The organism is Streptomyces sp. NPDC057136 (assembly GCF_042670885.1).
In the GTDB taxonomy this organism is placed as follows: domain Bacteria; phylum Actinomycetota; class Actinomycetes; order Streptomycetales; family Streptomycetaceae; genus Streptomyces.
Window position 1 is genome coordinate 106,515 of record NZ_JBHUUV010000014.1, and the last position, 13,929, is coordinate 120,443.

Annotated in this window: 13 protein-coding genes; 5 read left to right on the forward strand and 8 right to left on the reverse strand. The window is 68.9% G+C overall.

From position 1 onward, the window contains the following. The first annotated feature begins 56 nt into the window (after window positions 1-56). The 3 genes from ACFT7S_RS18945 to ACFT7S_RS18955 all read left to right on the forward strand — a co-directional run bounded on the left by ACFT7S_RS18945 (window position 57) and on the right by ACFT7S_RS18955 (window position 4,271). Window positions 57-467, forward strand: a complete 411-nt coding sequence (locus ACFT7S_RS18945) for a PLD nuclease N-terminal domain-containing protein (protein ID WP_382733073.1) — start codon at window positions 57-59, stop codon at window positions 465-467. A 122-nt stretch (window positions 468-589) separates the two neighbouring features. Further along, window positions 590-2,719 (forward strand): hypothetical protein, encoded by a 2,130-nt coding sequence (locus tag ACFT7S_RS18950; RefSeq protein ID WP_382733075.1) that lies wholly within the window; start codon window positions 590-592, stop codon window positions 2,717-2,719. Further along, a complete protein-coding gene (locus tag ACFT7S_RS18955) occupies window positions 2,712-4,271 on the forward strand; it encodes an ABC transporter substrate-binding protein (protein WP_382733078.1) in 1,560 nt (519 codons plus the stop codon). Before ACFT7S_RS18950 ends, ACFT7S_RS18955 begins: the two co-directional genes overlap by 8 nt. A gap of 28 nt (window positions 4,272-4,299) precedes the next feature. Here ACFT7S_RS18955 and ACFT7S_RS18960 read toward each other — a convergent pair whose 3' ends face one another. From ACFT7S_RS18960 to hemL, 8 genes are all read right to left on the reverse strand, one after another. Then, entirely contained in the window at window positions 4,300-4,839 is a 540-nt protein-coding gene (locus ACFT7S_RS18960) for an SRPBCC domain-containing protein (RefSeq protein WP_382733081.1), read from the reverse strand. 46 nt (window positions 4,840-4,885) lie between these two features. Then, window positions 4,886-5,971 (reverse strand): c-type cytochrome biogenesis protein CcsB, encoded by a 1,086-nt coding sequence (ccsB, locus tag ACFT7S_RS18965; protein ID WP_382733084.1) that lies wholly within the window; start codon window positions 5,969-5,971, stop codon window positions 4,886-4,888. Further along, window positions 5,968-7,686 (reverse strand): cytochrome c biogenesis protein ResB, encoded by a 1,719-nt coding sequence (locus ACFT7S_RS18970; protein ID WP_382733087.1) that lies wholly within the window; start codon window positions 7,684-7,686, stop codon window positions 5,968-5,970. The genes ccsB and ACFT7S_RS18970 overlap by 4 nt, the downstream gene beginning before the upstream one ends. A gap of 4 nt (window positions 7,687-7,690) precedes the next feature. Continuing rightward, window positions 7,691-8,446, reverse strand: coding sequence for a cytochrome c biogenesis CcdA family protein (locus ACFT7S_RS18975; RefSeq protein ID WP_382733090.1), 756 nt, complete (start codon window positions 8,444-8,446; stop codon window positions 7,691-7,693). A 4-nt stretch (window positions 8,447-8,450) separates the two neighbouring features. Further along, on the reverse strand, window positions 8,451-9,056 hold the full coding sequence (locus tag ACFT7S_RS18980) for a TlpA family protein disulfide reductase (RefSeq protein WP_382733092.1): 606 nt from the start codon (window positions 9,054-9,056) through the stop codon (window positions 8,451-8,453). 67 nt (window positions 9,057-9,123) lie between these two features. Beyond that, window positions 9,124-10,377, reverse strand: coding sequence for a hypothetical protein (locus ACFT7S_RS18985; protein ID WP_382733095.1), 1,254 nt, complete (start codon window positions 10,375-10,377; stop codon window positions 9,124-9,126). A 233-nt stretch (window positions 10,378-10,610) separates the two neighbouring features. After that, complete coding sequence (locus ACFT7S_RS18990; protein ID WP_382733098.1) at window positions 10,611-11,303, reverse strand: histidine phosphatase family protein; 693 nt, start codon at window positions 11,301-11,303, stop codon at window positions 10,611-10,613. Continuing rightward, window positions 11,300-12,607 (reverse strand): glutamate-1-semialdehyde 2,1-aminomutase, encoded by a 1,308-nt coding sequence (gene hemL / locus ACFT7S_RS18995; RefSeq protein WP_382733248.1) that lies wholly within the window; start codon window positions 12,605-12,607, stop codon window positions 11,300-11,302. The genes ACFT7S_RS18990 and hemL overlap by 4 nt, the downstream gene beginning before the upstream one ends. A gap of 285 nt (window positions 12,608-12,892) precedes the next feature. On the opposite strand from hemL, the gene ACFT7S_RS19000 reads away from it, so the two are divergent. Continuing rightward, window positions 12,893-13,477 (forward strand): hypothetical protein, encoded by a 585-nt coding sequence (locus tag ACFT7S_RS19000; protein WP_382733101.1) that lies wholly within the window; start codon window positions 12,893-12,895, stop codon window positions 13,475-13,477. Window positions 13,478-13,564: 87 nt separating this feature from the next. Further along, window positions 13,565-13,921 carry an ArsR/SmtB family transcription factor gene (locus tag ACFT7S_RS19005; protein ID WP_382733104.1) on the forward strand — a complete coding sequence of 119 codons (357 nt, stop codon included), beginning with the start codon at window positions 13,565-13,567 and terminating at the stop codon, window positions 13,919-13,921. Window positions 13,922-13,929: the final 8 nt, after the last annotated feature.

Sequence of the window (13,929 nt, forward strand, 5' to 3'; positions counted from 1 at the left end):
CGTCACCGGGGCGGGACAGTGCGCCCCCTCACCTCTTCTCGGGGGACCCTTCCATCATGCTCAGGGCCTTGATCTACCTCCTGCCGCTGGCACTGACGATCTACGCGTTCATCGACTGTCTGAATACCCCGGAGGACGAGGCCAAGCACCTTCCGAAACTGGCCTGGGTCTTCATCATTCTGCTGTTCTGGATCGTGGGCCCGATCGTGTGGTTCGCCGCGGGCAAGATGCGCGTGGCGCCCGCCGGAGGCCGTACGCCTTCGGAGTGGCACCGCAACCACCGCCACGAGTGGGTGGCGCCCGACGACAATCCCGACTTCCTGAAGTCGCTCAAGGACGAGAACGAGAAGGACGAGTCCGTCCTCAAGGACTGGGAGGCGGACCTGCGCCGCCGCGAGGAAGAGCTGAAGCGTGGCGACGGCGAGAGCGGGACGTCGTCCGAGGACCCGAGCCCGCCGAAGGGCTGATCACGCCACGTCGCCCTTCCGGCACGGATCGTTCGAAAATCGTCACCCTCCTCCAACACCCGGCCGATATTCTGTTGTTGACGCTGTGACAGGTCGTACGGGGTGTCGGCACTGGGGGTGCGGTGGACAGAGAGCTGTACGGACGCGAGGCGATTTTAGGCAACGACGGCCTGGCGGCACGTCTGACGGGTCTCACTCCGTACGGCTCGGCCAAGGCGCCGTACGAGCACCGCGACGACCCGCCAGTGGTCGTGCTGACCGGTGGCCGCGGCATGGGCAAGACCGCGACGCTCAAGCAACTGCGCCATGTGTACCGGGAGATCACCCCGGTCGCCCTGATCGACTGCGAGGCGGTCGCGCCGCCGGAGGACCCGGGGCCGGGCTGGACGCCGGTCACCGGGGCGCTGCCCGCGCTGGCCGTCCAGCTGACGCCGAGGGTGCGGGCGGCGAAGCCGGTGCAGTTCCCCCGGCTCAGCCTGGGCCTCGTGGCGGTGGCATCCATCGCCTGGAGCCGTGAGGACGAGACGCAGGCGCAGCGCGATCTCCAGTCGCTCGGGCCGGTGCTCGCGACCGTGGACTCCCGGCCGGGCGCGGCGGGGGGCTGGGTCACGAAGGTGCTGACGAAGCTGGCGGCGACGGCGTTCGACGCGGTCGCGCCGCTGGCCGGGCTGATCGCCGAGGCGACCGTGGAATCGGTGCTCGAAGAGACCTTCAGCCGGTTCCAGCGCCGTACCGTCGACTGGTACGGCGCCTATCCGCACGCCGGGGGTGACGGCCGGATCGGGCTGCGGCAGCTCGCGGTCGACTTCGAGCGGGGCGGGGATCTGCGCAGACGGGCCGAGGACCATCTCGTCGGGGCGCTGGTCGAGGATGTGTACCGCGCCTACCGGGGTACGGCGCTGGGAATGCGCCGGGGCCGTCCGGTGATCCTCCTGGACAACGCGCACAACGCGCTCGGCCGGCAGCTCGTCGAGCCGGTGCTGCGGGCGCGGGCGGGCGGCCGCCGCGACCAGATCGTCTTCTTCGCCGCTTCCCGCTCCCGCGACCACGAGGGGCTGCGGCACGCCGTCCACCACCGGCTGCCGGAAGTCGCGCACGCCTCGCACTGGGCCCGCGGTACGGAGGTGACCTCGGGGATTCTCGCGGTGGGCCTCACTCCGTTGAGCGCGGCGCATGCCCAGGCCGCGTTCGAGCGCCACGATCCGGAGGCTCGTACGCCGGCCGGTCTGGCGCGCGGGGTGCACCGGCTGACGGGCGGCCGGCCGCTGGGGGTGGCGCTGTTCGCGCAGGCGGCGGGCGAGGCGGACCAGCAGGGTTCGCTGGTACCGGGCGCGCTGCTGGACTGCACGGTGCGGGTCCGCGAGGACCGGGAGCCGGTGCGGCTGGCGGACGAGCTGCTGCGGCGGCTGCTGCCGGGGCAGCGCCTGGACGTCCTGAGTGTGCTGGCCGCCGCGCACGGCGAGGAGTCGGCGAGGCTGCTGGCCAGGGTCCGGCTGCGGGGCGAATCCCTGGACGGCGATGTGGCGTTGCGGGTACGGGACGTGCTGCGCGCGGAGGACTGGCAGGTCGGCCCCGACCACTTCGTCGCCGACCCGTTGCTGCGGTCGCTGCTGCTGCACCGGCTGCGTTTCCAGGACGACGACCATCCGCGGTACGCGGTGTGGCGCGCGGTCCACGAGTCGCTGCGCGAGGTGTACCAGGCGGGGGGCGCGGCGAGCGCGGCGCACCGGCTGCACGAGGAACTGCTGCTGGGCCGGGACGCGGCGTGCGTGACGCATCTGCGGGTGCGCTTCCCGCGGCCCGACGTCCTGGGCTGGCTGGGCGAGCTGCGGCTGATCGGCTCGGCGCCGTATCCCCGTGAACGCGGGATGCCCGGGCCCGATCCGCGGCGGGCGGTCGCCCTCGGCCACGACGTGGCCGCGGGGCCGCTGCCCGAGGAGCGGACGGGGCTCGCCGGGCTCGACGAAGAGGCGGCGGCGTTCCAGTTGCGGATGCGGCGGCTGCTGCACGCCGTGTGGCTGCTGTCCGATCCGCTGGCCCTGCCGGACGACGAGGTGACCGACAAGATGGCGCACGAGCTGCGGCAGTTGTCCGGCAGGCATCTGACGGGCAACGCGGTGCTGTGGGACGCGGCGACGCACTGGCCGCGGGACATCAGGGCATGGCGACCGTTGTCCATGCCGCCGGGGACCCCGCCGGACGGGGCACCGGACCGACGGGACCGACAGGGGGACGGTGGCTCGGATGCGTAATCCGCTGCGTTATCGCGTCTGGTACACGACCCGGCAGAGGATCGTCACGACGGTCGTCGTGGCGGCGCTCGTGACGGGGGCCGGCTGGTACGGCATCGACCGTGTGACCACGCCGGAGGACCGGAGCTGTGTGCCGGGTGTGGAGCGCCCGTCGGGCAGCGACGAGTGCGTGGGGGTGTCCGGTTCGGGCTACGACTTCGGGATGAAGAACCTGACGGAGGTCGCCGCGGCGATCGGCCAGGAGAACGGGACCCTGAAGGCGGGCGAGTACGCGACGGTCGCCCTGCTGCTTCCGCTGACGTCGACCGACAAATCCATGGGCCGGAAGATGCAGCGCGAGCTGCAGGGTGCGTTCGCCGAGCAGTACCGGGCCAACCATCTGTCGAACTCCCAGGTACCGAAGATCCGGCTGGTGCTCGCCAACACCGGGAAGAACAACGTCTTCTGGGAGCCGACAGTCGACCGGTTGAAGACCATGACGGACGCGCCCGACCAGCTGCGCGCCGTGTCCGGGGTCGCCACCAGCAGCTCCGAGGTGAAGCTCGCGGTCCAGGCGCTGACGAAGGCGCGGATCGCGGTCGTCGGAACCACGATCACGGCCGACGACATCGCCAACGGGCCCGGCGGGGACCCGTTCCCTGGCCTCGCACGGGTCTCGCCCACCAACCGGGACGAGGCGCGGGCGCTGGCGCAGTTCGGCAAGGTGGAGGCCGACAAGGCGCTGCTGGTCCAGGACACGCGTACCGGGGACCACTACACGGACACGCTGAAGGCGGCGTTCACGGCGCTGGTGAAGGGCACGAAGTACGAGGCGCAGTTGTTCACCTCGCCGCCGGACGCGACGGACGAGGGCACCACGTCCAATACGTTCAAGCAGATCACGCATCTGATCTGCGATACGGACGCGGAGACGGTGTTCTTCGCCGGGCGCCACACCCAGTTGCGGCAGTTCATCAACGAGCTGGGGCGGCGCGGTTGCCAGAACCGGGCGTTCACCGTGCTCACCGGCGATGAGGGCTCGTATCTCGGCGGGGACGAAAAGCTGGACCGGAGCGCACTCACCCGGAAGGTGACCGTCCGCTACGCCTCGCTGGCACACCCGGACGCCTGGGTCGCCAGGAAGGGCGCACCGGTACCGGCGACGGGCGGCTCCGCGCAGGACTTCCGGGCCTTCCAGGAACTGCTGGCCCAGGTGGCGAAGAAGCCGGTCGGGCCGATCGGCCCGACGGGCCGGGCCACGCTGACGGACGGCCAGGTGATCATCGCGTACGACGCGATGGCGACGGCCGTCCACGGCATCCGGCAGGCGACCCCGGACGGCAGGCGGCTGCCCACGAAGACCGACGTGGGCAGCCAGTGGCCGCAGGTGAAGTCCTCGCTGAAGGTGGCGGGGGCCAGCGGCTGGATCTGCCTGGACAACCACGGAAACCCGTACAACAAGGCGGTTCCGGTGGTCGAGCTGACGGACAAGGGCGTGCAGCGGTTCGTGGAGATCGCCTGGCCGGAGGGCCACGCCCCCGACCGCCGCTGCCTGCCGCCGTCAGGGCGCTAGGAGGGCGCTGCCTGCCGCCGTCAGGGCGCTAGGAGGGCGCTGCCGCGCGGGCCACGGCCTCGTACAGCGCGTGCAGCTCCCGCCGTCTGGCGGGGGTCCACCGGGACAGATCGACGGGGTGTCCTTCGAGCGCGGCGACGAGGTGCTCGAAGTGCTCGTGCCAGGCCGCGAGGCGGTCGAGGCGCAGGGCGTCGTCACCGCGGAACTCGTGGGTGAAGCGGAGTACGACGTGATCGCCGCGCGGCGGTTCCAGATGGAAACGGATGCGGTCGTGCGGCACCCCGACGGTGTACTCGGCGACCCGCTCGACATCCCAGGCAGTGACCGTGCCGGAGGCGTCGGCGACAGCCCCCTCCAGGCCGGTGCTCAGCCGGCGCAGGGTGACCGCACCGCCGATACGCGGCTCGAAGGGCTCGGCAACGGCGAGCCAGCTCCGCAACCCTTCGGAACCGGCAACGGCTGCCCACACCCGCGGAACGGGATGGGGCAGCCGCAGCGTAAACCTCAGCACATGCGTACCGTCGCGCGTCTCGCTGGTACCTCGCTCGATCGCATCGGTCGGGCTCATACCTCCAGGGTGCCGCAATCACGCCCACCCGGCACAACCAGGCCCGCTACACGCCCGCGTACGAGTGCTTACCAGTGACGAAGATGTTCACGCCGTAGTAGTTGAACAGCCAGCAACCGAACGCGATCAGAGCCAGATACGCGGCCTTGCGGCCCTTCCACCCCGCCGTGGCACGCGCGTGCAGATAGCAGGCGTACGCGACCCACGTGATGAAGGACCAGACCTCCTTGGGGTCCCAGCCCCAGTAGCGCCCCCACGCGTCGCCCGCCCAGATCGCGCCCGCGATGATCGTGAACGTCCACAGCGGGAAGACGGCCGCGTTGATGCGGTACGAGAACTTGTCCAGGCTCGACGCCGACGGCAGCCGCTCCAGCACGGACCGGGCGAACGCACCGGGCGAGCCACCGTTCGCGAGCTTGCTCTCGTAGCTGTCGCGGAACAGGTAGAGCAGCGTGCCCACCGCACCGAGGTAGAACACCGCGCCGCAGATGATGGCGGTGGAGACGTGAATCCACAGCCAGTAGGAGTGCAGCGCGGGAACCAGCTGATCGCTGTCCGTGTAGAGCGTGGTGGTCGCGATACCCAGGTCCAGCAGGACCGTGGTGACGAGCATCAGGCCCATCCAGCGGACGTTCTTCTTCAGCGCGAGAAGGATGAGGTACGTGCCGACCGCCACCGTGGAGAAGGTGATCGAGAACTCGTACATGTTGCCCCAGGGGGCACGCTGCACCGACATGGCGCGGGCGACGACCCCACCGGCCTCGACGAGGAACGCCACCACGGTCAGCGAGACGGCGATCCGCCCCCACAGGTCGCCCTTGAACGTGCCGCCGGCCGCACCCGGGCCGTCCGGGACGTCCCGGGTCCCGGCAGCGGAACGGGTCACGACCTTCGGGCGGTCCATGACGGCGGTGGCGCCGCCCTTCTGCGCGACCTGCACCGTCACCGTGGATGCTGCGGAGGCCGGGGTTCCGGCCAGCGCGGCGGCGGTACGGCCGACCTTGCTGCGACTGCCGAACACCCACTCCGCGATGTGCGCGAAGAAGGCGAGGGTGTAGACGGCCATCGACGAATAGATCAGCACATTGCTGGTGTGCGCCAGGCTCTCGTTGGTTGCGGCGGCGAGATTCACTTCTCAGCCCCTTCGGCAGGTTCTTCGGAAGGTACTTCGGGACCGGCCCCGGAATCGCTCTCCGGGACGTTCGTGGCATCGGGCGCGGTGGGCGCCACACTGTTGAGCTCGACCGCGAGATCGGCCAGCTCCTCGGGGAGTTTCGCGGACTCGGCTCGGCCCAGACCGGCCATCTCGACGACGGTGACGCCGTCCGTTCCCCGTACGGCCCTGACCCACACCCGGCGGCGCTGGATGAACAGCGATCCGGCGAGCCCGGCGATCGCGGCGATCGACCCGGCCAGTGCCCAGCCGGTGCCGGGCTGCTCCGAGACCTGGAAGCTGGCCCATTCCTCGACGCCCTCGAAGGTGATCGAGCCGGCGCCGTCGGGCAGCTCCATCGTCTCGCCGGGAAGCAGCCGCTTCTTGAGCTTCTGCCCGTCGGCGTCCTTGAACTCCGTCATCTTGGAGGAGTCCAGCTGGTACACGTTCTGCGGCAGGCCCGAGTCCACGCCGAGGCTGCCGTGGAAGCCGTTGAGGGCGAGCACCGGGTATTCCACGCCGGGGAACTGCGAGAACATCGTGCCCTTGCCCGCACCGGCGAACGTCGGGACGAAGAACGCCTCGAAGCCCAGCTGGGTCTTCTCGCCGTTCTTGTCGCGATAGCCGTCCATCACCTTGATCGCACCGGTCGAGGTGACGTTGTTGTCGATGGGCAGCAGGGGTACGGCGGTCCGGTAGATCTCCTTGCCCTTGCCGTCCTTGACGGTGACGACGGGGGCGTAGCCGTGCGAGATCAGATAGACCTTGGTGCCGTCGACGACCAGCGGTTCGTTGACCCGGATGACGGACTTCTTCGGCTTCCCGTCGGCGCCCTCGGCGTACGTCACACGGGCCTCGTAGGTGCGCGGGGTGCCGCGCTGGGGGCCGTTCTTCTCGTACGTACCGACGAAGTCGTCGAGGGTGAAGCTGAACGGGGCGAGCGAGTCGGTGTCGTACAGCGAACCGGACTTGAAGTCGTCGTACTGCGTGAGCGTGTTGGAGAAGCCGTCGCCCTCGACGATCAGCTTGCCGCCCTCGGACTTGAAGAGCTGCCCGGCGGCGAAGGCCACCAGCATCACGATCAGCGCGATGTGGAACATCAGGTTCCCGGCCTCGCGCAGATAGCCCTTCTCGGCGGCGACCGCGTCACCCACCGCGTGCGAGCGGAAGCGCCGCTTGCGGAGCATGGCGGCCGCGGCCTCGCGGACCTGCTCGGGCTCGGAGTCGGTACGCCACGTCGTGTACGCGGGGAGCCGGGTGAGCCGCTTCGGGGCGGCCGGCGGGCGGCTGCGCAGCTGGCCGACGAACTGGCCGGTGCGCGGGACGATGCAGCCGATGAGGGAGACGAACAGCAGGATGTAGATCGCGGAGAACCACACCGAGCTGTAGACGTCGAACAGCTGGAGCTTCTCGTAGATCGGCGTGACCGTGGTGTGGGCAGCCTGGAAGGTCTGCACCTTCAGCTCGTCCACGCTGTTCTGCGGGATCAGCGAACCGGGGATCGCGCCGAGAGACAGCAGGAACAGCAGGATCAGCGCGACCCGCATCGAGGTGAGCTGCCGCCAGAACCAGCGTGCCCAGCCGATGACCCCCATCGCGGGAACCGTGCCGGCGGACTCCTCACGCGGGGCGGTGGAGAGCTGCGCTCCGGCCGCGCCGAGCTCGCGCTCTTCCGTGGTGTTCGTGTTGCTCATGGACTCAGATCCCCACAGTGAAGCCGTTTGACCAGACCTGCATCTCCTGCATGAGGGAGTCCCAGACGCCCGTCAGCAGGAGGATTCCGGTCGCGATCATCATGCCGCCGCCGATGCGCATGACCCATGCGTAGTGCCGCTTGACCCAGCCGAACGCGCCGAGGGCCTTGCGGAAGGCGATCGCTGCCAGGACGAACGGGACACCGAGTCCCAGACAGTACGCGACGGTCAGTATCGCCCCGCGTCCGGCGGTGGCCTGCTGGGCGGAGAGCGACAGGACGGAGGCGAGCGTCGGGCCGATGCAGGGCGTCCAGCCGATTCCGAACAGGGCGCCCAGCAGCGGCGCACCGGCAAGACCGGCCACCGGACGCTTGTGGAAGCGGAACTCGCGCTGCGTCACGCCCGGCAGGAGCCCCATGAAGAAGATCCCCATAAGGATCATCAGGGCGCCGAGGATCTTGTTGAGCACCCCGGCGTGCACCTGGAGCTCCTGGCCGAAGTAGCCGAAGAGGGCGCCGGTGGAGGCGAAGACGACGGTGAAGCCGAGGACGAAGAGCGAGGCTCCCGCCACCACCCTGCCGCGCCGGGCCTCCGCCAGGTCCGTACCGCTGACCCCGGTGACGTAACTCAGATAGCCGGGCACGAGCGGCAGGACGCAGGGCGAGAAGAAGGAGACGAGACCGCCGAGCAGGGCGATGGGAATGGCCACCAGCAGGGCGCCGCTGAAGACGGTCTCGTTGTACGCGGCGAGAGTGATCACCGGATCACTTCTCCGCGATCAGCGGGTCGATCATCTTGCGCAGGTCCTCCGCGCTGAGCGCCTGCAGGGTGCGGGCGGCGATCTTCCCGTCCCGGTCGATGACCACGGTCGACGGGATGGCCACCGGGTTCAGTGTGCCCTTGGGAAAGCGGAGGATGAGCTTTCCTGTCGGGTCGAAGAAGCTCGGGTAGGTGACGCCGAAGTCCTTCTCGAAGTTCACCGCGGCGGCCTTCTGGGCGTCCCGGGTGTTTATGCCGATGAACTGGACGCCCTGGTCCGCGGTCTCCTCCGACACCTTCGCGAAGTGCTTGGCCTCGGCGCGGCACGGGCCGCACCACGAACCCCAGACGTTCAGTACGACGACCTTGCCCTTGTAGTCGGCGACGTCGAGGCTCTTGTCGTCCAGGGTGGTGCCGTCGAGCTTCGGTGCGGCGGTGCGCTCACCCTTGGCCACGGTCGAGATTCCGCCGCTGCCGGTCACGAAGTTCGTATTGCCGCCGCCACCGGCCTTGTTGCCGTCTCCACTGCACGCGGACAGGGTCAGCGTCGCAGCCGCCGTGGCGGCGGCGAGCAGGATGAAGCGGCGTCGGGGTGCGCGGCCAGGGCTCATGTGAAAAGTTTCGCATGAGGGTTTCGGGGATCTTGCGCACCCCCCTCGGTGCCCGTAAAGCCCCTTGTCAAGGCTGTTTAAAGAAGGCATTCCAGCCGCCCGCGGGTGACTGACCGACGTCAAGCGTACGGAGCTTCGCGAGCACCGCCGGATCCTGAACGTCGAGCCAGTCGACGAACTGCCGGAACGAGACCAGCCGTACGTCCGGCTTACCGGCAATGCGCTTGATCACTTCTTCGACGGCATCCATATAGATTCCGCCGTTCCACTCCTCGAAGTGATTGCCTATGTAAAACGGCGCACGATTCGTCTCGTACGCACGCTGGAAACCGTTCGTATAGGCACCGGCCGCCTGCTTGCGCCAGCCCGGATAGCGGGACGGCATGCCCTTGGTCGAATTCAGCGACTGATTGGCGAGGATGTTGTAGTCCATGGAGAGGACTTCGAAGGAGTGCCCGGGGAACGGCATGCCCTGCAGGGGAAGATCCCATACTCCGTGGCGCTTCTCCGGCCACATCTGTCGGCCGCCGGGCGAGCTGGCGTCGTAACGCCATCCCAGCTTCTTCGCCGTCGGCAGGAGATTGTCCTGACCTAGCAGACAGGGAGTGCGTCCGCCGATCAGTTCCTTTCGGTAGTCGAACGGCAGCGGATCAAGGTTTTCCCAGCCGGTGTTGGTCCGCCACTCGGTGACGAAGGAGACCGCCTGGTTGATCTCGCTGTGCCATTGCGCGGGCGACCAGTTGGCGACCGAACCGGAACCGCCGCAGAAATGGCCGTTGAAGTGGGTGCCGATCTCATGGCCGTCGAGCCATGCCTCACGGACGTACTTCAGCGTGTCCTTCACGTGGTCGTCGGTGAGATAGCCGATGTCGGAGGCACCGCGCGGGTTGTTCGGCGGACGGTACAGCGACTTCTTCGACTCGGGCAGCAGATACAGCCCGGAGAGGAAGAAGGTCATCGCGGCGTCGTGTTCCCTGGCCAGTTCGAGAAAGCGCGGGAAGAGCCCGTTGCCGACCTCGCCCGCCCCGTCCCAGGAAAAGATCACGAACTGCGGCGGTTTCTGCCCGGGTTCGAGAGGGACGGGAGCGGAAGGCTGATTCGGCTGCTTTCCGGTATCCGCGGTCGAACCGTCACCGATCAGCCGGACGTTCTTCTTCGGCGCCCCGGCACCGGGCCCGTTCCCGTCGCCACCCTGACCACCCCTGGAACTCTCCCCGGACCCTGGCCTGTCCTTACCGGAGGAGCCGCAACCGGCAATCCCGATTGCGGCCGCAGCTCCCAGCCCGGCGCCCAGCAGACCCCTTCGCCTGATCTCGCGCATATCGTCCCCATCCCCGTCGTTCAACCCAAGCCCATACAAACCGGCGAAGGCTTAGATGACCGAAGCAACATGGGGGTTCCGTGAACCGGAACAAATATCGCGCCGAGACCAGACTCTTACGGAACCTGCACACCAAAGAGATCAGATCTGCGGACCAAGATCGAGACCGGCGATTGAGGACAAAGCGGCACCCGGACGCACCCGGGCACCGCCTCACCACCCCCACCCACCACTTACGCGCCGAACGCCTTCGACTTCCCCTTCACCGGCTTGGCCCCGGCCAGCAAATGCGCCGGTACAAGATCCCGCGCCGGCTCCGTGTACGCGACCGACACGATCTTGTCGCCCTGGTACGTGAAGCTGGTCAGCGAAGCCAGCGTGCACTGCCGCCGCCGCGGGTCGTGCCACAGCCGGCGCCGCTCCACGAAGCTCCGCACGATCCAGATCGGCAGCTGGTGGCTGACGCACACCGCCTCGTGCCCCCGCGCCGCATCACGCGCCGCGTCCAGGGCACCCATCATCCGTACGACCTGCTCGATGTACGGCTCCCCCCAGGACGGGGTGAACGGGTTGGTCAGGTGCTTCCAGTTCTCCGGCCTGCGCAGCGCCCCGTCACCGACCCCGAAGGTCTTGCCCTCGAAGACGTTGGCCGCCTCGATCAGGCGCTCGTCGGTGGCCAGGTCCAGGCTGTGCGAGGCGGCGACCGGCACGGCCGTCTCCTGGGCCCGCTCCAGCGGGGAGGCGACGACATGCGTGATGTCGCGCTTCTCCAGGTGCTCGGCGACCCGGTCGGCCATCTGCCGGCCCAGCTCGGAGAGGTGGTAGCCGGGGCGTCGCCCGTAGAGCACGCCGTCCGGGTTGTGCACCTCGCCGTGGCGCATGAGGTGCACCACGGTCATGTCGTCACGGCTCGCGTTCTCGCTCATGCGGTCGCCTCCGCCGCGGCCCGCGCCGCGGCCGGCAGGGCCGCCGCGATGCGCTCGACGGCCGCCGTGTCGTGGGCGGTCGAGACGAACCAGGACTCGAAGGCGGACGGCGGCAGGTAGACGCCCTGCTCCAGCATCGAGTGGAAGAAGGCGGTGAAGCGGAAGGCTTCCTGCTTCTTCGCGTCCTCGTAGTTACGGACCGGCTGGTCGGTGAAGAACACCGAGAACATGTTGCTCGCCGCGGACACCGTGTGCGCGACGCCCTCCTTGGTGAACGCCTCGCCCACCAGCCCACGCAGCTCCGCGGAGACCGCGTCGATCTTCGTGTACGCCGCGTCGTCCAGCAGCCGCAGCTGCGCGAGCCCGGCGGCGGTCGCGACCGGGTTCCCGGACAGCGTGCCCGCCTGGTAGACGGGACCGACCGGGGCGAGGTGCGCCATGACGTCGGCGCGCCCGCCGAAGGCCGCGGCCGGGAAGCCGCCACCCATGACCTTGCCGAAGGTCATCAGGTCGGGGCGGACGCCGTCGATGCCGTACCAGCCGGCCTTCGATGTCCGGAAGCCGGTCATGACCTCGTCGGAGATGTACAGCGCGCCGTTCGCCGCGCAGATCTCCTTGAGCCCGGCGTTGAAACCGTCCAGCGGCGGCACGACGCCCATGTTGCCCGGCGACGCCTCGGTGATCACACAGGCAATCTCCCCCGGCTGCGCGGCGAATGCGGCCCGCACGGCCTCCAGGTCGTTGTACGGCAGCACGATCGTGTCGCCGGCCTGGGCGCCCGTGACCCCGGGGGTGTCGGGCAGACCGAGGGTGGCGACACCGGAGCCGGCGGCGGCCAGCAGCGCGTCGACGTGCCCGTGGTAGCACCCGGCGAACTTCACGATCTTCGCGCGGCCGGTGAACCCGCGGGCCAGCCGGATCGCGGACATGGTCGCCTCGGTGCCGGACGACACCAGCCGTACCTGCTCCACCGGCTCGATCCGCGCGACGATCTCCTCGGCGAGCGCGACCTCGCCCTCACCGGGCGTACCGAACGAGGTGCCCTTGGCGACCGCGTCCTGGACGGCCGCGATGACCTCGGGATGGGAATGGCCGAGAATCATCGGCCCCCACGAGCAGACGAGGTCGACATACTCGCGACCGTCGGCATCGGTGAGGTACGGACCGGTACCGGACACCATGAACCTGGGCGTACCGCCCACGGCCCGGAAGGCACGTACGGGAGAGTTCACGCCGCCGGGCGTCACAACGGACGCACGGTCGAACAGCGACTGCGAAACTGGGGCTTCGTATGAATACGCCACTTTGGTCCTGATCTGCGATTCGGGGGTCGGGAGGCCGGGCCGGAAGTCCTGGCCAACGGTGAGCAAGGAGCGCACTCTCCTCGTATCACGAAAGGGCGTCAGCCCCCTCGCGTCTGCGAAACTGGGGCGTCATTAGGGAAAGCTCACACATGCCATGGTGTCAGAGGCACGGACGGTCTTGCGGACAGGTGTTTCACCGCACGCTCGTGGGGGAGGTCACTGACACGATGATCGGGTTGCGCAGCCGGGGCTGTGTCTCCTAAGAAGTAGTCGGGTGGATGAGATATGCATCGCGGTGGCGGAGTGGGCGAAGGGACCGACGACCTGGGGCCCGAGCCTGCCCGACGAGGGCGGCACCGGCGCGAGGCCGAGCGCGTACAGGGCATGCAGGCAGGGAACGCGAGAAGTTCCGGAAGCAGGAGCAGTGGCCGCGTGGGGGTGACCTACAAGTACTTCGGGGCCCCCGACGGGGCCACGGCAGCACGTGTGCCCATTTCGATGCGCCCCGAGGAGCTCGGCGGCGACGAGCTGGGCATGGGCGGCATGTTCACGAAGATCAAGCCGGAGACGGTGGCCGCGATGGTCCTCACCGGCATACAGGGCATACCCCTGCACAAGGTCCCCCCGCTCGAACTGGTCGTTCTGCACCCCGACTACGCAGTGGTCAAGCTCCCCATGACGGTCGTCGACCCCTTGCGCGACGTCGGCGAGGAGTCGGTCGGCGCGGCAGCCTTCATCTGGTCCACGGTCCCGGACCGAGGCGGCCCCCGCGACGCATTCAACGTCTACCAGTTGCTCCACGAGTGGCAGGACTTCTCCTACCGCCTTCACGACGCGGGCCACCAGGCGTACTGCCTGGTCTGGCCGTAGCCGGTCATCGCGACCTCCTCTCCCCCTGTGGCCGGCTCGATGTGGTCGGCTCGACCGACTTGATTCGATGTGTGTCAACATAGATATATGTCGAATGCGAAGGCGTTGCCCCTGCTGGAGTCACCGGTCGCACCCTGCTGCCCGCCCCTTTCGGAGCGCCCGCTGACCGCCGAGGAGTCCGTCCGTACGGCCACGATGTTCAAGGCACTCGGCGACCCGGTACGGCTGCGCCTCTTCTCGCTCGTCGCGTCCCACGAGGGCGGCGAGGCGTGCGTGTGCGACATCTCCGATGTCGGGGTCTCCCAGCCGACCGTCTCCCACCACCTCAAGAAGCTCAAGGACGCGGGCCTGCTCACCTCCGAACGCCGCGGCACCTGGGTCTACTACCGGGTCGAGCCGTCCGTGATCGCCGCCATGGGGCAGTTGCTGGCCCCGCGCGGCTGAAGCCCCCG